The organism is Rhizobium laguerreae, from assembly GCF_019778565.1.
In the GTDB taxonomy this organism is placed as follows: Bacteria; Pseudomonadota; Alphaproteobacteria; order Rhizobiales; family Rhizobiaceae; genus Rhizobium; species Rhizobium laguerreae.
This window is the reverse complement of record NZ_JAAXQT010000005.1, coordinates 425,153-445,687: the sequence shown is the minus strand read 5'-3', so window position 1 is coordinate 445,687 and position 20,535 is coordinate 425,153. Positions and strand designations below refer to the sequence as shown.

The following is a 20,535-nucleotide window of genomic DNA, read 5'->3' as shown; positions in this document are numbered from 1 at the left end:
CATGTCGGATCTCCTTGGTCTCTTTCGAAACGGAGCGATCCCGATGCGCGTTCCACTCCAGGGACTTCGGTCGGACAGGGCTGGGACCAAGGTCTGACGCCCATAGACATCAACGGATTCAGTCATATTTCACGATCGACAGACCAAGGTTTGGAGGCTTGTACGTGATGATTTCCGCAGATATCGAAGGCGGCATCAACGCCGAATCTGCCGTTTTTCCCGCGCCGTTCGAGGAAGACGTTGCCGACTTTTACGAGGCCTTTCTCGTGCCCATACTCTTCGAGCCTTATGCGTCGGAGATGGCGATCGTCGCTGAACGATTGAAACCATGCAGCGTTCTCGAGGTTGCTGCGGGGACCGGCGCCTTGACACGCGCTTTGCGGGCGACACTCGATCATGCAACGGAACTCGTTGCCACCGACCTCAGCCAGGCGATGATCGACGTCGGCGCACCATCGTTGACGATGTCGCGGACTCACTGGATGCACGCCGACGCGCAAAATCTCCCTTTCGCGCCTTCGATGTTCGATCTCGTCGTCTGCCAGTTCGGGGTGATGTTCTTTCCGGATAAGCTGAAGGCCTATGGTGAGGCTGCAAGAGTGTTGCGGAGCGGCGGTCGTTTCCTGTTTGCGACCTGGGATTCGCTTTCTGCTAACGACTTCGCGAGATATGTGGACGAGTGCCTGGCAGGCCTATTTCGGTCTGACCCGCCGGACTTTCTAAATCGCCTGCCATATTCCTATTTCGACCCTCATACGATCAAGGCGCATATGTCTTCGGCTGGATTTGATTCGGTTTCCTGCGATCGGATCGAGTTGACCTCCGTCGCGGCCGCGCACGACGTCGCTGCAGCCTTCTGTCAAGGCACTCCGCTCAGGGGAGAGATCGAAAAGCGGGCGCCGGGGCGCATTCTGGAGATCGTCGACGAAGTGGCCGAGCAACTGGAATCGCGCCACGGAGTGCGTCCGTGCGGCGGCATGAGTGCATTGGTTGTCGTCGGCCGTGTGTCATAATTCTCGTCAGCGTACGGCGGCAATCATGCGGTTCCTCCATATTTGAATGTCCAAAAGTTCCTGCCCACCGAGATATGACGGCTCACCGCGGTCAGCTTGTGCGTTGCGCGTAGGAAGGCTCCCGCATGGCTCGGATGACGTGCCGTTCTATCTCCGAGCAGGTCTCGTCATATTCCCGCACCAGGTTCGAATCGAACCGATGCCGTCGAACTGCGTCACGCGCTTCGATGGCCATCTGGTAGGCTTCGAAGAGCTCGAGCTGCCACGGGTCGCGGGTTTCCATGATCAGCTTGCGCATCTGCGGCAGGCGCATCGCCAGGCGCCTGCGTCCCGCCTCCCGACGGTTGGATCGTGCCATCTCCTTCAGTCTCCTCAATGCCCGCGACGACAGGGCCTTCGATCCGCAATTAGCGCCGGCGACCGATATTGAAATGGGTTTTAGGACCAAAGGCCGAGGCCATCGGACTGAGGTCCGGGGCGTGGAACGACCCTGCCTCCAGCTAGTTGGTTTTGCAGCGGTCACGAAGGCCGCCTCGAAACAGAAGGAGGAGAAAATGCTCTCCAAGCTTATCGTCGGTGCGGCCACTGCCGCGAGCCTCATGTCGGGCGTCGCATTCGCCCAGTCCTCGACCGTTAATGGTGCGGCGGGTGGCGCGGTTACCGGTGCGATCGTCGGTGGCCCCGTCGGTGCTGCTGTCGGTGGCGTTGCCGGCGCCGTTGTTGGCACGGCGATCGATCCGCCGCCGCAAAAGGTCGTCACCTATGTCCGCGAGGCTCCAGCACCATCGGCGCGCGTGGTCGTGAAGGAGAAGATTGTCGTCGGCCAGCCCCTGCCGGAGACGGTCGTCGTGACGCCTATTCCGGATGACCCGACCTATGCTTATGCGGTGGTCAATGATGAACGTGTCATCGTCGAACCGTCGTCCCGCAAGGTCATCCAGGTCATCAAGTGACCTGATGCGACGCAGCCACTGCCGCGTCATTGCTCCGCAAATCATCTTAAAACCTGAGAAGCGCCGCACGACAGACGGAAGCGCCGTCGTGCGGCCAAAAAAGCAGAGAGATTGTTATGAAGACCAAGACACTCGCAGTGCTGATGACGGCACTCTCGATCGGCGTTTCGCCGGTCGGTATCATGGCCGCCTCGGCGCAGGATGCACCAATCCTTCCCAAGAAGGGTGCTGCCCAAAACAACCAGTCCAGCGGTGGTGCGACCCAGCAACCGGATGCGGGGGGCGCCACCTCCTCGGGTGGCGCAGGAGCATCGAGTAGCCAGGATGCGCAGCAGCAACCTTCCGGCTCCGACGGAAACTCGTCGGGGGCGTCGACCGGAACCTCCACGGATGGCTCCTCAGGTCAGACGACAACTCAGCTCGGTGCCAAGACGCAGTCCGGAAGCTCGACCGAAACCGGCTCCGGTGCCGCAGGCACGGACACCTCCGACGGAAGCCCGGATGCTTCGAAGTCTCCCAAGTCGGGGCAGTCCTCGACGGAAAGCCAGAAGCCTGCCGGCAGCGAGGACACCGGCACATCGACCGGCTCCAGCGAGACCCAGAGGTCTGGCGACGCGAAGTCTTCCAGCGGCTCGACTGAGACCCAGTCGAACAGCAAGACCAACAACACATCCGTCGACAGCAGCACTCAGAAAACCACGAAGACCGAGACGAACAACACGACCAACGTGAACATCTCCGTCGAGCAGCAGACGGAAATCCGTACCGTTGTGAAAGAAGTTCACGTCGAGCCGGTTCGGGAGGTGGACTTCACGGTTTCGGTCGGCACGACCATTCCGAAGAAGATCAGGCTCGAGCCGCTGCCGCCGCGGATCGTGGAGATCGTACCGCAGTACAAGGCCTACCGCTTCTTCCTCCTCGCGGACGGCCGGATCGTCATCGTCGATCCCTCTGCATTCACGATCGTCTACATCATCTCGGCATAACGGCCGGTGCCCGGCGGCGACCGCCGCCGCCGGGGCCGAGGAGAGGGAACATGATCTATTCCGAAGAGAAATCCGCAGGTTTGGCCGTGCCGCTGATCGCCATCCTGCTGGCAATCGCCGGCATTGTCGCCGTGCTTGTCGCCACCGGCGGCCGGCATGATAGCACCGCCGGCCGCGTCTGGGTTCCGCAGGCTCAACAGCAGGGGTCAGGACAATGAAAGCCATCGCATCCGTCGTCTTTGGGATCTTAAGCTCGGTCGGGGCCTGCATGGCTGCCGCATCTGTCGCGTCCTACGTCGTCGCGAACTCGGAACCTCATGCCTTTAAAGACCTGACGTCGCGCGATCTGTGGACGACGGCACCGGTGAAAGTCGATATCCGGCAGCAGCAATACGAGCGAATTCCGCCTCTCTACTCAAGCTACGTCACCGAGGCGCCTGCTATCACCACCTCCAGGGCGAAGCCGGTTTCCGATCGCCCGTCAACAGCCGAACTCCAGACACCGCAGCCAAAGCTTTCTGCCGAGCACCTTGCTTGGTGCGCGCAACGCTACCGTTCCTTCGACCCTGCGACCAATAGCTATCGATCCTATAGCGGCGGGATCCGCGAGTGCTCTTCGCCGTTCCAGAAGATCGTCGCCGAAGCCGATGAGGGCGTCGCCACGAAGGTGAATGCACAGGCGGCTCGGTGCGCTGCTCGCTACAGGTCGTATCGTCCGGAGGACAATACTTATCAACCATGGGAAGGACCAAGGCGCAGCTGCGGCACTTCAGATCTCGTCGCAACGAGCGACTAACCGATCGGCTGTGGTGGCGAAGAAAGTACTGAACCGCACCGATATGGTCACTCAGACCAAAGTCCATGTTGGAAACGCTGTGGTTGTGATAACGGGTTGCATTCGAACGTCGGAGATCGGGGATGGCGACGACGCTGATAACGGAAATCCAGCAGGCGCAGACAAGGCTTCCGTTCTTGAGCAGGGCGGACCGTGGCGCTCTTATCGTTCGCATCCTGCGGGAGCTGAAGACGCATAGGCAGCAGGTCCTCGGTCATGTCCCGGCCGAGCGCTGCGTTTGGATCGACACGCTGATTGAGTCCGTGTCCTCGACGATATCGGAAATCGCCGCCATGCAGGACGCCGAGTTCAATCGAGTCTTGAGCGAGTTCGAAAAGCTTATGGCGACGCTCGATGGAATTTCGCATGCGGAGAAGCGGTCAAAGATAATTCATTGAGAGGGTCACCGATGGGCGTTCAATTTAGCGCCCCACCGAAAGCGATCCCTGCGCGTCAGCGTTCCCTGCTCAAAGGGCGCCCAAGAAAAGCAAGATGGCTATCAAGCTCGATGGCGCAGGGCGTCCACGAGCGCCACGAAAGCCGGAGAGGACTGCCTTCTGCTGGGGTAGTATAGATGGTAGCCATCCCAGTGTGGGGAAAAGGCCTCCAGCACGCGTCTCAGACGGCCTTCCGCAATATGAGGTAGCGCGACGTCTTCCGGTACGTATGCCAGGCCAAGTCCGTCCAGCGCCGCTTCCACACTCTGATAGGAGTTATTGAAGGCAAGCTGTCCCTCCACCCTGATCCTGATCTCTTTCCCGTTGTCTTCGAACTCCCATGCCCAGAAGCCGCCATATGTGGGCAGGCGCTCGTTGATGCAGTTATGGCGGACGAGGTCCTGCGGATGCTCCGGAACCCCATTGCCGTCGAAATATGAGGGCGTGCCGACGACGGCAAAAGGGAAATCAGGCCCGATACGTGTTGAGATCATGTCTTTCGCCACCTGCTCTCCCATCCGGACGCCGCCGTCGAAGCGCTCGGTCACGATGTCAGACAGCCCGTTCTCGCGTATCAGCTCCACCTTGATGTCAGGGTTGTTCGGTAGGAAGCGCTGGAGTTTCGGCCAGATGATCCATTTGATCGCGTGATCGGATGCCGTGATGCGAATGTTCCCCGCGGGCTTGTCCCGGAGCTCTGTGAGAGCGTCGAGTTGAGCATCGATCTCGTCGAAATGCGGTCCCACGCCTTGGAACAACCGCTCCCCGGCCTCGGTGAGCGAAACGGCCCGCGTGGTACGGGTCAGCAGCCGGATTCCAAGCCGCGTCTCGAGCTGGCGGACAACGTGGCTGAGCGCCGATTGAGACACGCCCAATTTCGCAGCCGCTCGCGTAAAGTTCTTCTCTCGGGCGACCGCCAGAAAAGCCAGCAGGTCATTGACGCTCTCGCGCGGCATTCACGAGCTCCTTCGGATCAAATGGCCGTTGTACTGAATTTGCTGAGGCTGGACATTGAAATCATCGTGAACACCCGCCTGGCTCTGTTCGCACTGGAACAAGTTGCGCCGCTGGCCATTTGTCGTCCATGAAAACAGCCCTGCCGATGTCGCTGCTCGCTCTGGCCTTCTCCGTTGGCGGTGCCGCCGCGCGGGAACTCCGACCCGAAGAAATCAATACTGCGTCGATTGCGTCCATCGGGACTGAGAAATCTGGGCCGGGAGATCCAGACCCGGCGATCGTTCGCCTTCAAGTCCTGCTCGACCGTGCAGGCTCATCTCCCGGCGTGATCGATGGCCTCTCGGGCGAAAACGTCGACAAGGCCGTGGCCGGCTTCGAGGCGATGAACAATCTTCCTGTCGATGGGAGGCTGGATCCAGAGGTCGCCTCCCGCCTGGAAGGCAACGCCCCGATCGTTGAGAGTAATGTCGTCTCGGCCGAGGATGCGGCGGGTCTCGTTGAGAAGATCCCTGAAGACTATGGCGAGAAGGCAAAGATGCAGAGCCTGGGGTATACGAGCGTTGCCGAGAAGCTATCAGAGCGGTTCCACATGGGTATTGATCTCGTGCATGCGCTCAACCCGGCTTCGCAGTTTGCTCCTGGCGACACTGTGTGGGTGGTGAACCCGGGTCCTCCAAGGGAAGGAAAGGTCAAGAGGATCGAGGCAGACGGGAAGACGGGGCAGGTGCTCGCCTATGCCGCGGATGGATCGCTGCTCGCAGTCTATCCCGCAACGATCGGAAGCGAAGACAATCCGGCGCCGTCAGGCAAGCACAAGGTCAAGGGCGTCGCGAGAATGCCAGTCTACAGATATGATCCGAAGCGCAACTTCAAGCAGGGAAAGAACAACAAGGTCCTGACGATCCCGAAAGGGCCGAACGGTCCTGTCGGGACGGTCTGGATCGACCTGACCGAACCGACCTATGGAATACATGGGACACCGGAGCCGAAGCTTATCGACAAGGTGGGATCGCATGGCTGCGTGCGGCTGACGAATTGGGATGTCGAAGAGCTGGCTAGCATGGTCAAGCCAGGCGTCATGGTGGACTTCGTCAAAGGCAGTTCCGCGGCTCCGAAGTGAACGGAATATATTTATTCCGATCCCTTCTCGGGTTTGCTGCCGATTGGATGTCGGGCTCTTCCCGGCATCCCGGCCGTCTGTCAGACCACAAACTAATGCAGAGATCCCACGCCGATATCGAGCTTCGCCGCCATGTTCACCAGATGCGGTAACGTTCGGGCGTTCATCTTCCTCATGACCTGACCGCGATGAGCCTTCACTGTGATCTCGCTGATGTTCAATTTGAACGCCACCTGCTTGTTCAGTAGCCCCTCGGCGACGAACTTCATGACTTCCCGCTCTCGCGGCGTAAGCGTCCGGTAGTTTCCCTCGAGGCGACCTATCTCCATGGTGGCTTGAATGGCCGCATCAATCTTTTCCGTGAGAGCGTTCAAGTCGAACGGCTGTGGTATGAAGCTGACATGAAATTTCGTTGCATTCACGGTCATCGCCTGACCGCCATGGCCGGTGAGGACGATCACCGGGCAACGGGTTGCATGCGCACATATTAGATGTGTCAGATCAGACGCGGTGAGGTCAGGCAGCCTCGCGTCAAGAACAACGCAACCTAGAAAGTCCGCCTCTGGGCATGTCAGAAATTCCGTTCTTGATTTATAAAGGTGCGGCCGCCAACCCTGTAAGCAGATGTTTGCGTTCAAAGCCGAAGAGATAGTATCGTCGTCACTCAAGATAACGACGATTGCGTCTTCCGGTGAGAATTTCTGCGCTTTGCGCGTTGTGGCATGCGGGTGGTTACCAGTGTACATTGCCATTCTCCTTTAAATTGTGTCGAGAATCTGTGGGCAAAGATCATTAGAAACGAATTGTACTTGCGTCCGACTGTTGATTGTCGCGATCGCTGCTGAGATTTCTTTTAGTGGATAGCGATTCAAAATGGCACTTAAGTGCTATGAGAGATTCTGAAAAAATCTGAATCGCTGCTTTGGTACGCGGCCCCGTGGCCTTGGAATAAGGGGCGTTTCTATGGTTTTATGGTCCTAAATACCATTGCCTGGAGAGAGTGCTTTGGGACAGATCGAGCTAGGCCTTTTCGAGTTCTGCGGTTGGGAGCTTGACCTCGCTAAGCGAGAGCTGCGTGCCATGGGAGCGCCAGTACCCATCGGCAGTCGGGCCTTTGAAATTCTGGAAACACTCGTGGTTTCGGAAGGCGATATCGTATCCAAAGACGACCTTATGAAGCGCGTTTGGCCCGGACTCGTCGTCGAAGACAATACGATCCAAGTTCACATATCGGCAATTCGTAAGGCGCTCGGAAAAGATAGGAATTTGCTGAAGACCATTTCTGGTCGAGGCTATCGTATCCTCGGCGAGTGGACGTGCCATCGTAAATCAGCACACGCGCCGGCGCCGACGCCTCCCATCCACCCGCGATCAACTCGGAATTCGTTTTTTACAAATATTCCGGCCTCGATGTCTGATTTGGTAGGCCGCGAGACGACGATTACCCAAGTCCTGAACCTGACTTCTGCCTACCGAGTTGTTACGCTGACCGGTCCCGGCGGTATCGGAAAGACCGTGCTTGCGTCAGAAATCGCCCGCCGTTTGCTGCCATCGCTGGATGGCGACGCCTTCTTCGTAGAACTTGTATCCCTGTCGGATCCAAGCCTTGTTCCCACAACGCTAGCTCAAACCCTCGATTTGCATCTTCAGGCAGACGACATTTCCGCAGAGCTGGTGGCGCGCGCCATCGGAACGAGGAAGATGTTGTTGGTGATCGACAACTGCGAACACGTCATCGACGCGGCCGCCTCAATGGTCGAGGCGATCGTGCGCGCTTGCCAAAACGTATCGGTGCTCGCGACAAGCCGAGAGCTTCTCCGTATCGAGGGTGAATTCGCCTACCGCGTGCCCCCGCTCGAGGTTCCGGCGAGCGAGGATCTCGGCAACGCTCTGGAACATAGTGCAGTCCAGCTCTTCATCGCCCGCACCCGGGCCTTGCTATGGGATTTTTCGCCAAGCGAGGAAAGGCTGTCTGCCATCGCGACGATATGTCGGCATCTCGATGGAATTCCGCTCGCCATCGAATTTGCCGCCGCCCGCGCTGCGACCCTCGGTCTCCAACAGATCGCCGGCCGACTGGACGATCGCTTTGTCCTGCTGACCGGCGGACGTAGGACAGCTCTGCCTCGTCATCAGACACTCCGCGCGGCGCTGGACTGGAGCTATGAATTGCTGCCGGAAGCCGAACGCCAGCTGCTTTGCAGTTTGGCGATCTTCCCGGCCGGCTTTACGCTAGATGCCGCCGTGGCGGTGAGTGGGGAAACCGAGGCGGAAACGGCTCTCGCTATTTCTAATCTCGTCTCGAAGTCGCTGGTGACATTCGAAGGGGCGGAAACAGGTCCTCGTTGGCGTCTCCTCGAAACCGTGCGCGTCTACGCGCGCGAAAAACTCGGGGTCCGCGACCACTACCAACGCGCCATGCGTCGGCTGGCGAAGTACTTTCTGTCGTTCTTTCGGCCGTTTTCAGAGGAGCGCCATCTTCAGGCTGCGATCGAAGAAATTGGTCGCTATCGCCGGGAGATCGACAATCTGCGTGCCGCGTTGAGATGGGCTCTCTCGCCCGATGGGGACGGAATTCTGGGCGTAAGGCTCGCCGCCACCGCGAGCGACTTCTGGACTGCCATGTCGCTGGTTTCCGAGGCGGGCGACTGGGCGGAAAAGGCGCTCGAACAGATCGGCGAGGAGAGCGGAAGCCGCACGGAGATGGTCTTGCGATGCGCTCTCGGATTCGCGCTGATTTACACCCAAGGCATGAGCCATCGCGGCAGGGACCTGCTGACCGGTGCCTTGTCGCTGGCAAAGGCATTCGATGACTTTGATTACCAGCAGCGCGTGACATGCGCACTTTGGCTGTTCTCCGCCCGATCGATGGAATTGGAAGACGCGCTGGTGTTTGCGCGTGAATACGAGCAAGTCGTCAAGGGACGAGACATACAGTCCCGGGCTACGGCCGCATGGCTCGTGGGAATCCCTCAAACCTATCAGGCGGAGCACCAGGAAGCTGGCGAGCGGCTTGATTGGGCGGCGAGGCATTTCCCCTTCGACAATCGCCGCAAAAATATGCTGAGGCTCGGGGCCGACGTTCGGACGTCCTCCATGGCCCATAACACGGTGAACCTGATCTCACGCGGTCAGTTGGACGCGGCGGTTCGAACGGCTGAGGAGTCGATCCGGGAAGCACGCGAAACAAGGCAGCCATTCGTCTTATGTGTTGCTCTCGCATGGTCGGCTGCCTTCGTTTCACTAAGCCTTGACGAAGTGCATCGAGCCAAGGAATACGGCGAAGAGTTGCTCGACCATGCATTGCAGCATGGCCTGCGCCCTTTTCACGCGGTTGGCCTATGCGTGAAGGGAAGCCTGGCGGTTCGGTCGGGCGATCCAAGGAGTGGCATCGACGCGATTCGATCCGGCATTGGTGAAATGCGTGAAGCCGCGTACCTGCTCTTTTATCCCTTTTTCTTATGCGAGCTTGCGTCTGCGTTGCAGACGGCCGGTCGTTTTAATGAGGCGCTTCAGGAAATCGGAAATGCCCTGCATTTTTCAGAGCAAAAAGGCTACCGGTGGATGGTGCCCGAGATTTTGAGAAGGAAGGGCGAGATATTAGCCGCCCAGAACATCAGCGACGCCTCTGATGTCCAAAACTTGTACCAACAGGCAATGCAGCAGGCCTCCGCGCAAGGCGGAATTTACTGGCAAATTTCGGCAGGCATCAGCCTGGTCGAATTCCTTGATCGCAATGATGGACGCGGATCGGCTCGCAATATCCTCCTTCCGATCTACCAGCAGTTCACGGAAGGATTTTCCAGCGTCAAACTGTCACGAGCAAAGATGCTGATCGACGGTCTGGGCTGAAACGAAGGCCGAAAATCGCTGCACGGCAGTCCCTGCGTCGCAACCGAAATCAAATGTGGCCCACGTCCACGTTCAACACATGGAGCAAGGCCGCCGGAAAACCGGCGACCAGGCACGCGTCTGAAATGCCTTTACGTTCTGACTGAACGGAACGCAGTCCGGAGCTCTTCGCAGAACACCGTCGTCTGCTCCCAAGCTGCGAAGTGCCCGCCCTTCGCGAGCCTGTTGTAGTGAATCAGGTTCGGGTAGGCCCGCTCCGTCCAGCTCCGGGGCGCCGCATAGATTTCGTCGGGAAATACGCTGACCGCCACCGGAATCTTGACATTCTTCACAGCGAAGAATTCAAGCTTGTTCTCCCAGTAAAGGCGTGCCGACGAGACGGCCGTGTTCGTCAGCCAGTAGAGGGTCACATTGTCAAGGATATCCTCTCGTGTCAGGCCTTCCGTCTCGCCGTCGAAGACGCGGGCAATCAGCTCGTAGCTCCGGATGTCGTGATCGATCATCCACGCGGCAAGGCCAACGGGTGAATCCGCAATGCCGACCAAGGTCTGCGGGCGGTTTGCCATCTCGATCGCGTAGCCGAGGCCATGCTTGTAGAAGTCATCGAGCTGGTTGTAGGCGTGTTCCTCGTCGGCCGACAGTCCTGCGGGCTTGGTGCCTCCCGGCCGCAGCGCGGCGGCGATGTCGTCCGGAACGGTGGCCGGCATATTGACGTGGATCCCGACCAGTTCCGGCGGGGCTATCAGTGCCATCTGTTCAGTCACGGCGTCGCCCCAGTCCCCGCCCTGAGCGACATATTTCGAGTAGCCGAGGCGTTTCATGAGTTCGATCCAGGCATGCGCGATCCGGATGGGATCCCAGCCTTTCTCGGTTGGCTTTCCGGAAAAGCCGTAGCCAGGGATCGAAGGAATGACGACGTCGAAAGCATCTGACGCCGAGCCGCCATGTGCCGTCGGATTGGTAAGGGGTTCGATAATCTTCATCTGCTCGATGATCGACCCCGGCCATCCATGTGTCACGATGATGGGCAGGGCGCCGTCGCGCTCAGCCTTCACATGGATGAAGTGGATCTCGACGCCGTCGATTGTCGTCGTAAACTGGGGCAGGGCGTTCAGCCTCGCCTCGACCTTTCGCCAGTCATAGTCCGTGGCCCAATACCTGGCGAGCTTTTCGATGGTCGCGGACTGAACGCCCTGGCTATTGTCATCGACGATCTCGCGCTCAGGAAAGCGTGTCGCCCTGATGCGGCGGCGGAGATCGTCGAGTTGGGCATCGGTCGCCTTGTATTTGAAGGGACGAATTTCCTCGCCACCGGCTTTGGACAGGGCGATCGAGGCTGGAAGGACGCTGAGCGCGCCCGCGGCCGCGACGGTTGCCAAAAGCGTGCGGCGAGTGACTGAGGATGAGATGGATGACATGGGGCTCTCCTGGGTTCAGAATTTCGACGCGCCAAAGCTCTCATGTGCGGAGACGAGGTTCTATTGCACCAAGGTGTCGCCGATACCATTGGATCGGCTCCGCATGTGGATGGCAAAAAGACCCTTAGAGCTTGTCGAGGCCGACATTGGCGAAGCAACGGGGCCGGCTCCATTGAAGCGGCAGGTTCTTTCTTGCTCAAGGTGCGAAGGTCGTGAGGGCGAGATCATTGATGTCGTGGCCAAAGCGGGGATCTCTTGCTCGTTCAGTCGGCTAAAATCCGATCGAACTGGGCGAGGCCGCGGCCGATGTTCCGTTGAAACGGGGGAGTTCGATCATGGCAAAAGAGGAGAAGGCCGCCATCATCGCAGATGGCGGCCCAATCCAGATTCGGTCGTAACACTTGCAGCGGCCTTTCCTGTGCGCAGCGCCGGAAGCTCTCTTCATGGCACATGCCGGCCGTGCAAAATGGAGCCGTCAATCGGGCAGCGGCCGTCCTGAGCGCTCGGCTATCATGTATTGCGCATACCAGTCCGGCCAGTTCTCATCATGATTGCCGCCGGTGCGTTTCTCATGTTCGCCATGGGCGGCAGCGGCGCGGCGCAAGGCGCTCTCAAGATCGCTCTCCGATGAAAATGCCGCGCCCGTGGCGTCGATGCGGCCTGGCAGCCTGGCCGTCACCTCCTGGAAAAGCCAGCCGTTTCCATCGGGATCGCTGAACGATGCGAAAGATGAATAACTGCCGCGGGTTGGATGCGGGCCTGCAAGACGGCCCTCCTCGTCCTGATGATGGAAGACGCCGCCGACATCATGAAAGACACCGCTCATTGCGGCGCCTCGGGCCGCCAGCGCCGCGTGAGCCATCTCGATGTCGGAAACGATGAGATGAAGGCCTTGCGCTGAACCCGGCTTGGCGGAGGTGACGCCGCTGCCGAAGATGACAGAGCACGGGGAGCCGGGCGGCGTCACCTGAACCACCCGGAACCCGTTCGCGCCGGAAACGTCGGCGTCCAGCCTCCAGCCAAGCCCGGTGTAGAAGGCCTTCGCTCGATCGACGTCGGAAACCGGAATAACCACGACTTCGAGCTTCATGTCGATGTCATGCACCTTCTCTGCCGCTGTCCTGTTGCGTTCCTGGATGGACATTTTCAATTCTCCCGTAATGAGCGTGATGGGCATTGCCCTTGACGCTGCGGACGATGCGCCAGCCCAGTGCGGCCGTCCATTGTCCCATGGTGTCGGTCGATCGTTGCGGCGATGATCCGCGATGGTCGATGAAGACCGCGCCGGGCGCCTGTGGCGCCCGCTCGCAAGAAGCGCCTTCGTTTGTCCGACAGAGCAGACCAAGAGCCTTTGTCCACCCTTAAGGCGTGCGCTCGCCCCCGGCGGAGTGTGTCCGCAGAGGGCCGCTTTGGCGCCGCGCGACGTGCTTGTCACGCTGCAAGCGCTTCAACAACATCGCTCGTATTCACGATGGCGCTGGCGTAGTTGGGCATGTTGATTTCCAACGCCGCGTGCATCATCTCGTCCGAGTAGTCCGCCACGGCGTCCCTCACCACCGTGACGTCGTAGCCGAGTTCGGCGGCAAAGCGGACCGTGGCTTCGATGCAGGTGTGAGCGACCAGCCCGATGACGATGATCCTCTCGATGCCGTGTCGCTTCAGCTGCAAATCGAGATCGGTGTTGGCAAATCCGCTTGAACACCAGTGCTCCGAGGCGACGATCTCGCCTTTGGCGGGAACGAACTCGGCACGGAATTCGCCGCCCCAGGTCCCGAATTCGAAACTTTTACGGTGCCACGCAGCGCGCTGGATCGGCGCCACAAATTTCCAATTCTCATAGTCTCCTTCCCGGAACCGATGATGCATGGCAAAAAAAACGCGAAGCTTCGCAGCACGCGCTGCGGACAAGACCTGCTGCATATGTGGCACACAGCTGTTCGCTTCCGCCACTTCCTTGATCCGAGGCCAGATCTTTCCGCCCTCGGAAATGAAGTCATTGTAGGGGTCGACGACCACGAGGCCGGTATTGTTTGGATCGTATGATAGAGGTTTCATGATGTTCTCCGTGCGGCAACTGGACCTAGGTGATCAGTCGTTGTGGAGCGCGGAGCGCTCGATGCTCGCCGCGAAGAGCGGCGTCTCGCCCTTGTTGTGAGCGATGGACATCGGCTGGCGCTGTGTCCGGAAGATGTCGAACGGAATTCCCTGGCGGTCGAGGAAGCCAAGCATTTCGTCGGTGGCGTAGGACCTGACGCGGTTGGTGAACTCGCATCTCGCGTCGTCGAGCCTCTTGGCGGTTAGTTCCCAGGTCACATGGATGGTCGTACGGCCCGACGGTGTGAACACGTCCGAGTCGGAGTCGAGGATCAGATGATCCTTCTCGCCGAGCGTCTCGACGTAATGCTGGACCATCAGGCTGCCGCCGATGGTCTCGACATTGATCGACATCCGTCTGCCGTCCGGCGCCGTGGTGAAGCCGGCGGCGATGTGGGCTGGAGAGCATTCCTGGTAGTCCTTCTCGGGCAATGTGAAGCACCAACGGGGGATGTCGATCTTCTCGATCGGCGCATTGATGATGGCGGAAAAGCTTGAATCGACGATCTGGTTCTCAACGCTGTGCATGTCATCTCTCCATTGTTCATCGTGATGGGCGGGCTGGCACGACAAGGCGTGCAATCCCGCGTAGTGGATTCTGTGTCGTCACAGGGAAACCGTTACCGAATATTGCGGTAGGCGCCGTGCGACTTGCTGGTTCACATGGGGCGCCTCTTCAGCCTACTTATCGGCCAAAGTCTGCGTGTAATGGCCGAGCCTCGACTCGATGTCTGGGTTCGTCTGCAGGCCCATCTCCATCAACCGGCCGATGTTCTTTTGCGCCACGGGACGCTGGACCGAGGAAATGAAGGCGTCCCAGCCGGCACCGATTTCCGGGTCGGTCGGCAGGCTGGCGAAATCGACCAGCCGTTTCGTATCCGCGATGGCTCCCCGGTCAAATCCGGAGATGCGCGCTGCAAGCGAGTCGACGAAGGGATCGAGCTTGTCGTCTGCGAACGAACGGTTCACGTAACCATATTGCTCGGCCAGTTCGCCGTTGATGTCGTCGGATCCGAGCAGGACTTCAAGCGCGCGCCCTCGGCCCATCAGCCTGGGAAGCCGTGCCATAGGACCGCCGCCCGGCACGAAGCCGGCGCCGACCTCCCATTGTGACAGAATGGCCTTTTCCCGGCTCGCAAAACGCATGTCGCTTGCCAGGGCGAGCTCGCTTCCGACCCCGGTGGCGCGCCCACGGATCAAGGCGATCGATACGACCGGCGCCTTGCTCAATCGCACCAGCATGTCGGGAAGCGGATGAAGACCCGTGCGCCCTGAGGGAAGGCTAGTCGACTCCTCCAGAGGCGGCGTGAAATTGTAGTGAGTCAGAAAGAAGCCCGGCACGTTGCTGTCGAACACGACGACCCTGAGGTTCGGATCAGTCTCGATGTCGGCGATAATCTTCTCGAGCTGCGGAATGGTCTCCGGACCGAAAATATTGAACGGAGGGTTGTCGAATGTCACCCGCCAATAGGCCGGCGTCCGCTTGTCCACTTTGATCTGGGATTCGTGTGCCGTTTCGGACCCGGGCTTTGATTGTACCGTGCTGTCCGGCTTGACCGGCGACTGGCCGGAGAGCGCAAGTGCTGGCAGCATCAGGACCGCAGCGGCTGTCAGAAACGTGGATGACGCGGCGACGACGGCGAGAGCAAGCCGGGACCGCAACCTTTTCGATGATGTGGGTGTCATGATTGTCTCCATGTCTGGGCTTGGTCAGCGAAATCCTTCGCTAGGGTTCGATTTCAAGAATGAGTTCGATTTCGACGGGCATTCCGAGCGGGATGCTGGTGACGCCCAGAACGATGCGCGGCGGAATCCTTTCCGCTCCGAACATGTCGAGCAGAAGCTCGGAGGCGCCGTCTGCCACCTTCGGATGTTCGCGGAACGTGTCGGATGTCGCGATATAGACGCCGAGCTTGGAAATGCGACGAACGGAGTTCAACGATCCCAGATGCGACCTCGCGGCCGCGATGCCGCTGAGGCAGGCGATGCGCGCGGCATCATAGCCTTCAAGGGTCGAAAGCTCCTCGCCGACCCGTCCGAAGTAGACGGGATCATGGCCAACCACCGGAAGCATGCCGCTCAGGAACAGCAGCGGCCCTGACTGGATCGCCTCGACATAGGCGCCGAAGGGCGTCGGCGGGGGAGGCAGCACGATCCCCAGTTCCTGCAGGCGCCCCTCGGGGTCGCGGCCTACCATTTTCCCAAATGTGCGCCGTTGTCGACGTGCAGCACCTCCCCGGTAATATTCGCTGACTCGGTCAGATACACGACGCCGTCGACGATCTCCTGGACGGCCGTGATCGTTCCCATCGGCGAAAGCGACTTGAGATAATCTTTTGGGTTCGTCGCATGTAGCGGCGTATCGACCACACCTGGCGACACCGCATTGACCCGGATGTTATCCCTGGCGAATTCCAGCGCCAGGCTCTTGGTGATGGCATTGAGGCCGCCTTTCGTGATCATAGGCACGGACGCCGTCACACCGGCGATGGGATGATCCGTCAGCGACGACGTGATGGTGACGACGCTTCCTCCCGACCTCTGACGAAGCATTTGCCTGACAGCGCACTTGGTGAAGTGAAGGAAGCCTTCGACATTGGTGGCTGTGAGGCGCCGAAAGTCATCGATCGTGTAGTCGAGGAAAGGCTTGGTGACGAAGATGCCGGCGTTGTTGACCAGTGCGTCGATCGACCCGAACCGCTCGACGGCCCGCTGCGCCGCACGCTCGGCGGTCTCCGGATCGGCGACGTCGCCGTCGATCAACGCCAGCCTGTCATTGCGCTCGAACGCGGTCGTCTCGCGGATGCGTCTCGATGTCCCGACTACATTGTATCCCTTGTCGAGGAAGGTCTTCACGAGGCCGGCGCCGATCCCTTGGGATGCGCCGGTGATCACCACTGTCTTGTGCAGGCTCATTTCCGCCTCCGTTATTGGTACGCACCGACCAGCCGCCCACCACCAATGGCCGGGCGCTGCCTCGATCGCGAATTGTGTGTTGATCCGGCCTTCAGCCGGGAACGGTTTCGACATCTCCGTTGCCGTTCTGTCAGGAACATCTCGCCAAAAACGGTTGCCGCCTATTGTACGAAGGTGTCGCCGATACCTTTGGGTCGGATGGCGGGACCGAGCGTTGATCACCGGAGGAAGCCGAATCCGCGCGTTGGCGACACCATCGTCTAATGGAATCCGCTTTTTCCTTTCCGCATCCTCAGCAAGCCGGCTCGAGCCGGCGCTTCTTTAAAACCAAGCGGAAAGAGGTTCTGACATGCAGACGCATCTCCGAGAGATAACGGGAAACGAGGCGAAGACCGGCGACGGTCCTCTAGACGCGTTGATAGAGTTCTACAGGGCGTTCAACGCTGCCGACATGACGGGGCTGGAAGCCGTCTGGGTCGAGGGCGAAGCTCCGAGCATGGACAATCCCATCGGCGGAATCCGACGCGGCTGGGGCGCGATTGCAGAGGGGTATTCCAGGCTTTTCGAAGGTCAGGCGAAGGTGCAGGTGGTGTTCCACGACTTCACCAGCCAGGGCGGAGAAGACTGGCACCTCTTTGTCGGCCGCGAAAGAGGCCGATGCGAGACACCCGAGGAGAGGCTCGATGTCGCCTTTCGTACGACACGCTGGTTCGTTCGAATGAACGACACCTGGCGCCAACTTCACCACCACGGTTCCGTCGAAGATCCCAAGATGCTCGCTGACTACCAACGTTTGATTTTTGGGGGCAGGGCGAAAGGCAGCCAATACCAAGGTATCGCCGATACTAAGGTGTAGCTGTGGTGCAAGCGGAAACTTGCCATACTTCTCTTCACGCAGCCGGTTCTGACTGCGGTCGAACAAGAAGGAGTCGACAGATGAAGATCCTGATGGTGTTTACGTCCCATGACATTCTTGGCAGCACCGGCCGAAAGACGGGCTTTTGGCTCGAAGAAGGAGCTGCACCCTACTATGTCTTTCGCGATGCCGGCGTTGAACTCGTCCTCGCCTCGCCCAAAGGCGGTCAGCCGCCGGTCGACCCGAAGAGCGATCTGCCGGAAAACCAGACGGAGGCGATGACGCGCTTCAAACAAGACGCAGGGGCGCAGAAGGATTTCGCCAGCACCTTGAAGCTGGCGGACATGCGCTCGGAGGATTGCGACGCGGTGTTCTATCCGGGCGGCCACGGACCGATGTGGGATCTGGTCGACAACCCGGATTCAATCTCCCTGATCGAATCCTTCTACAATTCCGGCAAGCCCGTTGCCGCCGTCTGCCATGCACCTGCCGTGCTGCATCGGGTGACATATAAGGGCGCGCCGATCGTCAAGGGAAAACGCGTCACAGGGTTCGCGAACAGCGAAGAGGAAGAGGTTCAACTCACCGACGTCGTGCCGTTCCTGGTCGAAGATGAATTGAAGCGTCTCGGCGGACTTTATGAAAAAGCGCCGAACTGGCAGAGCTTTACCATCACGGACGGCCGGTTGATCACCGGACAGAACCCGGCCTCTTCGACTGCCGGTGCGAAAGCCCTGGTCAAACTGCTTGCCCAGCCGTCTGCTGTCGGTTCGAGCGCCGCATAAGTCACAGCCGGGTGGCCAGCTGACAAACTCAGCATGCGTGGTCGCAAACGGGACTTCCTGCTCAGCGCCTGCGCATAGGCCGTGCCGCCTGCATGATCAGTTCACTTGAGTCTTGTATGCGGCATCTTGCCGAACTGAAGCGACTCCCTTTACCGCGCGAAGCGCATCGAGCGCGTCAGGATTGACACTGCCGTTGACAATCATGAAGCGCTCGTGGCTTTGCACCTGTTCGAGGCCTTGCGACTTCAAGTCGCCGACGACCTCTCCCAAACTGCGGGCCTCGTTTTTGTCGATCCGAATGGTAACTTCAATCTTATCGGTCGTCATACCTCGCCGCATCCTCTTGCCTGGAGCAGGCCCTTGCCAACATCCCTAGCAGGGGAAGATAGAGGCTTTGTAAGCTGAATCAAGCGCGCCCATAGCGCCCATCCGCGAAACTTCGGATCAGACTGAGCAATAAGAGCCGCGACGCCGGCGACATGTGGGGTCGCCATGCTGGTACCATCCCATCGGTCATACTTGTCATCGGGTAAGCTCGAAAATATATCGACGCCAGGAGCGGCAATGTCCACTTCCTGACCAGGATTCAAACCGCCGCACGAGAACGACGCCGGCGCGAAGGAGCGATCCACGGCGCCAACTCCGAGGATCGTGGACGCGTTCGCCGGAGAACCAACTGGGTTAATCTGTTGAGGACGGGAACTTTCGTTCCCGGCAGCGGCAACAACTAAGGTTCCTGCGTCTAAACATACCTGCCCAATTTGCTCGTAGTCGTCACTCGGCGCATCTCCAATTTGCGTTGCAGCGCCTAACGACATCGAAATAACATGGCAACCTTCATCCAGCGCCCATTCCATGCCGGCAATGATCGACCGGTCAGTGCCGAAGCCATCGTCGCCCAGCACCTTCCCAGCGTAGATTTCCGCCTCATGGGCGATGCCGTAACGTGGGCCGCTGGTCGGTCGCAACGGACCGCATGCCGTCCCAATGCAATGCGTTCCGTGACCGTGAACATCGCCATCGGAACTACGTGTCGCAAAGAGCTTCTTGGTGACCGAACGGCCGACAAAATCCTGATGAGTTTCGTCAAATCCGGTATCCAGTACTGCTACCTTGATGCCGGCCCCGCTCAGCTCACCTTCGATAGCCCTGACAGCCTGCAGTCCCCAGGTGTTGCTGGTCTCCTCAAAGGCAGCCCGGGCGACAAGCCCCTCTGCCGCCTTTTTGCCCAATAAGCGATCGACCAGTTCGTTCACAGCGTCACGATAGCCGAGCAGGTAGTCACGGTCCAAGGAGGTTGCAACGCCGCCCACCGTTGCCTGTGCGACGTCTAGCCGCTTCGTCAGCGGGCCGCCGAGGGCACGATAGGATCGCTCCGGTCGAGCCGCGCTAACGACCTTTTGCTGCATGGCGTTTTGCAACATGGGCTTCAGTCTCTCGCCGTCCCGGCGCACAATTGCGATTCCGAAACGTTCAAAGTACTGAACATCAGCGCCATCGAAATCATTTGGCACCGCCACGGCGCTGCGAAAATCTTTGGACGACGCGACGCGGAAGCCGCCTTTTTCGAGTTGCTGTACACCCTCGTTCCTTGCTTTGGGTGTAAATCGCACCACCATGCCAAGACCCGATGTGCCGTCGCCTGGTGCGTTGACCCTGCCTCGTGTTGATTTCGCCATGATACCAACTCTCCCCCATCTTTCACGGTTTGAAAGCAATACAAAAGCCGCAAGCTCGGTGCGGCTGCCCGTTAATCGAACCGAAACTCGCGTTCGGGACAGCGGCTGAGCTGCTGGTGGATCGATGCGGATTGGCCAGATGTGTTTCCGCTGACTTGCCGCCAGAACTCAAGGCTTCGCCAACCGAAAACTGGAGCATTCGTCAAGCAAGCATAATAAATTGTACCTTGTAGGTCGATTTCGGGATGTACTTCCCCTGGCCGAAATCTCGGCGGCAAATATACATCTTATTGTTGAGTTAGCAAATGAAAATTCTAGCGGTCGTTCGCCGGCGTTTCGTTGCTTTTCAGGTAGCCTATACTTCTACATCTCCTCCCCATTGTATTTCCTCGCTATTTTTGTGCCTGAGGTAGCTCTGTCCGATTATCGATACTGCCTTGCAATAACGGACTTGCGGCGAAAAGCGCCAGCGATACCGGCAATGGCACCGCTTACAACGAGGCGCCAACCGCGGGGCAGGGAATACGATGCGCACAAAACGAGTGCGCTGAATCCGCACAGACGTCGACTGAGCTTTACCGGTAATTTACCAACTTTAAGATGAATAATAGCCCAATATGATTAGTTGACTTCG

At 59.1% G+C, this 20,535-nt stretch carries 22 protein-coding genes; 10 read left to right on the top strand and 12 right to left on the bottom strand.

The window, feature by feature from the left end; translation table 11 throughout:
- Positions 1-167 precede the first annotated feature (167 nt).
- On the top strand, positions 168-1,013 hold the full coding sequence (locus tag HFO71_RS18670) for a class I SAM-dependent methyltransferase (protein WP_170269155.1): 846 nt from the start codon (positions 168-170) through the stop codon (positions 1,011-1,013).
- Positions 1,014-1,104: 91 nt separating this feature from the next.
- On the opposite strand, the gene HFO71_RS18665 is transcribed toward HFO71_RS18670, so the two are convergent.
- The gene (locus tag HFO71_RS18665) at positions 1,105-1,371 is read right to left on the bottom strand and encodes a hypothetical protein (RefSeq protein WP_221988253.1); all 267 of its coding nucleotides are present in this window, start codon (positions 1,369-1,371) and stop codon (positions 1,105-1,107) included.
- A 196-nt stretch (positions 1,372-1,567) separates the two neighbouring features.
- Here HFO71_RS18665 and HFO71_RS18660 point away from each other — a divergent pair, with 196 nt between their 5' ends.
- The 5 genes from HFO71_RS18660 (at position 1,568) to HFO71_RS18640 (ending at position 4,185) form a co-directional block, all read left to right on the top strand.
- Positions 1,568-1,966: a DUF1236 domain-containing protein gene (locus tag HFO71_RS18660; protein WP_025394179.1), complete on the top strand. Its 399-nt coding sequence runs from the start codon at positions 1,568-1,570 to the stop codon at positions 1,964-1,966.
- A gap of 116 nt (positions 1,967-2,082) precedes the next feature.
- Complete coding sequence (locus HFO71_RS18655; protein ID WP_221988252.1) at positions 2,083-2,952, top strand: DUF1236 domain-containing protein; 870 nt, start codon at positions 2,083-2,085, stop codon at positions 2,950-2,952.
- A 50-nt stretch (positions 2,953-3,002) separates the two neighbouring features.
- The gene (locus HFO71_RS18650) at positions 3,003-3,170 is read left to right on the top strand and encodes a hypothetical protein (RefSeq protein ID WP_165503774.1); all 168 of its coding nucleotides are present in this window, start codon (positions 3,003-3,005) and stop codon (positions 3,168-3,170) included.
- Complete coding sequence (locus tag HFO71_RS18645; RefSeq protein WP_168258271.1) at positions 3,167-3,748, top strand: BA14K family protein; 582 nt, start codon at positions 3,167-3,169, stop codon at positions 3,746-3,748. Before HFO71_RS18650 ends, HFO71_RS18645 begins: the two co-directional genes overlap by 4 nt.
- Before the next feature lie 122 nt (positions 3,749-3,870).
- The gene (locus tag HFO71_RS18640; RefSeq protein WP_025394182.1) at positions 3,871-4,185 is read left to right on the top strand and encodes a hypothetical protein; all 315 of its coding nucleotides are present in this window, start codon (positions 3,871-3,873) and stop codon (positions 4,183-4,185) included.
- A 101-nt stretch (positions 4,186-4,286) separates the two neighbouring features.
- Here the strand turns inward: HFO71_RS18640 and HFO71_RS18635 are convergent, their stop codons facing one another.
- On the bottom strand, positions 4,287-5,180 hold the full coding sequence (locus tag HFO71_RS18635; protein WP_168258272.1) for a LysR family transcriptional regulator: 894 nt from the start codon (positions 5,178-5,180) through the stop codon (positions 4,287-4,289).
- 119 nt (positions 5,181-5,299) lie between these two features.
- Between HFO71_RS18635 and HFO71_RS18630 the strand changes: the two genes are divergently transcribed.
- Entirely contained in the window at positions 5,300-6,301 is a 1,002-nt protein-coding gene (locus HFO71_RS18630) for a L,D-transpeptidase family protein (RefSeq protein ID WP_168258273.1), read from the top strand.
- A gap of 92 nt (positions 6,302-6,393) precedes the next feature.
- On the opposite strand, the gene HFO71_RS18625 is transcribed toward HFO71_RS18630, so the two are convergent.
- A complete protein-coding gene (locus HFO71_RS18625; RefSeq protein ID WP_025394185.1) occupies positions 6,394-7,047 on the bottom strand; it encodes a response regulator transcription factor in 654 nt (217 codons plus the stop codon).
- A 259-nt stretch (positions 7,048-7,306) separates the two neighbouring features.
- Between HFO71_RS18625 and HFO71_RS18620 the strand changes: the two genes are divergently transcribed.
- Positions 7,307-10,153, top strand: coding sequence for an ATP-binding protein (locus HFO71_RS18620; RefSeq protein ID WP_168258274.1), 2,847 nt, complete (start codon positions 7,307-7,309; stop codon positions 10,151-10,153).
- A 131-nt stretch (positions 10,154-10,284) separates the two neighbouring features.
- On the opposite strand, the gene HFO71_RS18615 is transcribed toward HFO71_RS18620, so the two are convergent.
- The 7 genes from HFO71_RS18615 to HFO71_RS18585 form a co-directional block, all read right to left on the bottom strand.
- Positions 10,285-11,571 carry an epoxide hydrolase family protein gene (locus HFO71_RS18615; protein WP_168258275.1) on the bottom strand — a complete coding sequence of 429 codons (1,287 nt, stop codon included), beginning with the start codon at positions 11,569-11,571 and terminating at the stop codon, positions 10,285-10,287.
- Between the two features lie 475 nt (positions 11,572-12,046).
- The gene (locus tag HFO71_RS18610) at positions 12,047-12,715 is read right to left on the bottom strand and encodes a VOC family protein (RefSeq protein ID WP_131640293.1); all 669 of its coding nucleotides are present in this window, start codon (positions 12,713-12,715) and stop codon (positions 12,047-12,049) included.
- A 287-nt stretch (positions 12,716-13,002) separates the two neighbouring features.
- Positions 13,003-13,626 (bottom strand): cysteine hydrolase family protein, encoded by a 624-nt coding sequence (locus tag HFO71_RS18605; RefSeq protein ID WP_168258276.1) that lies wholly within the window; start codon positions 13,624-13,626, stop codon positions 13,003-13,005.
- A gap of 33 nt (positions 13,627-13,659) precedes the next feature.
- Positions 13,660-14,193 carry a hypothetical protein gene (locus HFO71_RS18600; protein ID WP_131640292.1) on the bottom strand — a complete coding sequence of 178 codons (534 nt, stop codon included), beginning with the start codon at positions 14,191-14,193 and terminating at the stop codon, positions 13,660-13,662.
- 153 nt (positions 14,194-14,346) lie between these two features.
- Complete coding sequence (locus tag HFO71_RS18595; RefSeq protein WP_131661191.1) at positions 14,347-15,351, bottom strand: enoyl-CoA hydratase/isomerase family protein; 1,005 nt, start codon at positions 15,349-15,351, stop codon at positions 14,347-14,349.
- Positions 15,352-15,391: 40 nt separating this feature from the next.
- Positions 15,392-15,862 (bottom strand): RidA family protein, encoded by a 471-nt coding sequence (locus HFO71_RS18590; protein ID WP_131640290.1) that lies wholly within the window; start codon positions 15,860-15,862, stop codon positions 15,392-15,394.
- The gene (locus HFO71_RS18585; protein WP_131640289.1) at positions 15,856-16,581 is read right to left on the bottom strand and encodes an SDR family NAD(P)-dependent oxidoreductase; all 726 of its coding nucleotides are present in this window, start codon (positions 16,579-16,581) and stop codon (positions 15,856-15,858) included. Before HFO71_RS18585 ends, HFO71_RS18590 begins: the two co-directional genes overlap by 7 nt.
- A 349-nt stretch (positions 16,582-16,930) precedes the next feature.
- Here HFO71_RS18585 and HFO71_RS18580 point away from each other — a divergent pair, with 349 nt between their 5' ends.
- Together HFO71_RS18580 and HFO71_RS18575 are read left to right on the top strand one after the other, a co-directional pair.
- Complete coding sequence (locus tag HFO71_RS18580) at positions 16,931-17,437, top strand: YybH family protein (protein WP_020049599.1); 507 nt, start codon at positions 16,931-16,933, stop codon at positions 17,435-17,437.
- 80 nt (positions 17,438-17,517) lie between these two features.
- A complete protein-coding gene (locus tag HFO71_RS18575; protein ID WP_168258277.1) occupies positions 17,518-18,222 on the top strand; it encodes a type 1 glutamine amidotransferase domain-containing protein in 705 nt (234 codons plus the stop codon).
- Between the two features lie 96 nt (positions 18,223-18,318).
- Here the strand turns inward: HFO71_RS18575 and HFO71_RS18570 are convergent, their stop codons facing one another.
- Both HFO71_RS18570 and HFO71_RS18565 read right to left on the bottom strand, forming a co-directional pair.
- Positions 18,319-18,549 carry a hypothetical protein gene (locus HFO71_RS18570; protein ID WP_168258278.1) on the bottom strand — a complete coding sequence of 77 codons (231 nt, stop codon included), beginning with the start codon at positions 18,547-18,549 and terminating at the stop codon, positions 18,319-18,321.
- Entirely contained in the window at positions 18,546-19,901 is a 1,356-nt protein-coding gene (locus HFO71_RS18565) for a S8 family peptidase (RefSeq protein WP_168258279.1), read from the bottom strand. Before HFO71_RS18565 ends, HFO71_RS18570 begins: the two co-directional genes overlap by 4 nt.
- Positions 19,902-20,535: the final 634 nt, after the last annotated feature.

Coding starts and splice junctions, on each gene's coding strand:
- HFO71_RS18585 (WP_131640289.1), bottom strand. CDS start 16,581: ATGAGCCTGCACAAGACAGTGGTGATCACCGGCGCATCCCAAGGGATC.
- HFO71_RS18615 (WP_168258275.1), bottom strand. CDS start 11,571: ATGTCATCCATCTCATCCTCAGTCACTCGCCGCACGCTTTTGGCAACC.
- HFO71_RS18600 (WP_131640292.1), bottom strand. CDS start 14,193: ATGCACAGCGTTGAGAACCAGATCGTCGATTCAAGCTTTTCCGCCATC.
- HFO71_RS18610 (WP_131640293.1), bottom strand. CDS start 12,715: ATGTCCATCCAGGAACGCAACAGGACAGCGGCAGAGAAGGTGCATGAC.
- HFO71_RS18625 (WP_025394185.1), bottom strand. CDS start 7,047: ATGTACACTGGTAACCACCCGCATGCCACAACGCGCAAAGCGCAGAAA.
- HFO71_RS18660 (WP_025394179.1), top strand. CDS start 1,568: ATGCTCTCCAAGCTTATCGTCGGTGCGGCCACTGCCGCGAGCCTCATG.
- HFO71_RS18650 (WP_165503774.1), top strand. CDS start 3,003: ATGATCTATTCCGAAGAGAAATCCGCAGGTTTGGCCGTGCCGCTGATC.
- HFO71_RS18640 (WP_025394182.1), top strand. CDS start 3,871: ATGGCGACGACGCTGATAACGGAAATCCAGCAGGCGCAGACAAGGCTT.
- HFO71_RS18605 (WP_168258276.1), bottom strand. CDS start 13,626: ATGAAACCTCTATCATACGATCCAAACAATACCGGCCTCGTGGTCGTC.
- HFO71_RS18635 (WP_168258272.1), bottom strand. CDS start 5,180: ATGCCGCGCGAGAGCGTCAATGACCTGCTGGCTTTTCTGGCGGTCGCC.
- HFO71_RS18575 (WP_168258277.1), top strand. CDS start 17,518: ATGAAGATCCTGATGGTGTTTACGTCCCATGACATTCTTGGCAGCACC.
- HFO71_RS18655 (WP_221988252.1), top strand. CDS start 2,083: ATGAAGACCAAGACACTCGCAGTGCTGATGACGGCACTCTCGATCGGC.
- HFO71_RS18590 (WP_131640290.1), bottom strand. CDS start 15,862: ATGGTAGGCCGCGACCCCGAGGGGCGCCTGCAGGAACTGGGGATCGTG.
- HFO71_RS18565 (WP_168258279.1), bottom strand. CDS start 19,901: ATGGCGAAATCAACACGAGGCAGGGTCAACGCACCAGGCGACGGCACA.
- HFO71_RS18595 (WP_131661191.1), bottom strand. CDS start 15,351: ATGACACCCACATCATCGAAAAGGTTGCGGTCCCGGCTTGCTCTCGCC.
- HFO71_RS18645 (WP_168258271.1), top strand. CDS start 3,167: ATGAAAGCCATCGCATCCGTCGTCTTTGGGATCTTAAGCTCGGTCGGG.
- HFO71_RS18670 (WP_170269155.1), top strand. CDS start 168: ATGATTTCCGCAGATATCGAAGGCGGCATCAACGCCGAATCTGCCGTT.
- HFO71_RS18570 (WP_168258278.1), bottom strand. CDS start 18,549: ATGACGACCGATAAGATTGAAGTTACCATTCGGATCGACAAAAACGAG.
- HFO71_RS18665 (WP_221988253.1), bottom strand. CDS start 1,371: ATGGCACGATCCAACCGTCGGGAGGCGGGACGCAGGCGCCTGGCGATG.
- HFO71_RS18580 (WP_020049599.1), top strand. CDS start 16,931: ATGCAGACGCATCTCCGAGAGATAACGGGAAACGAGGCGAAGACCGGC.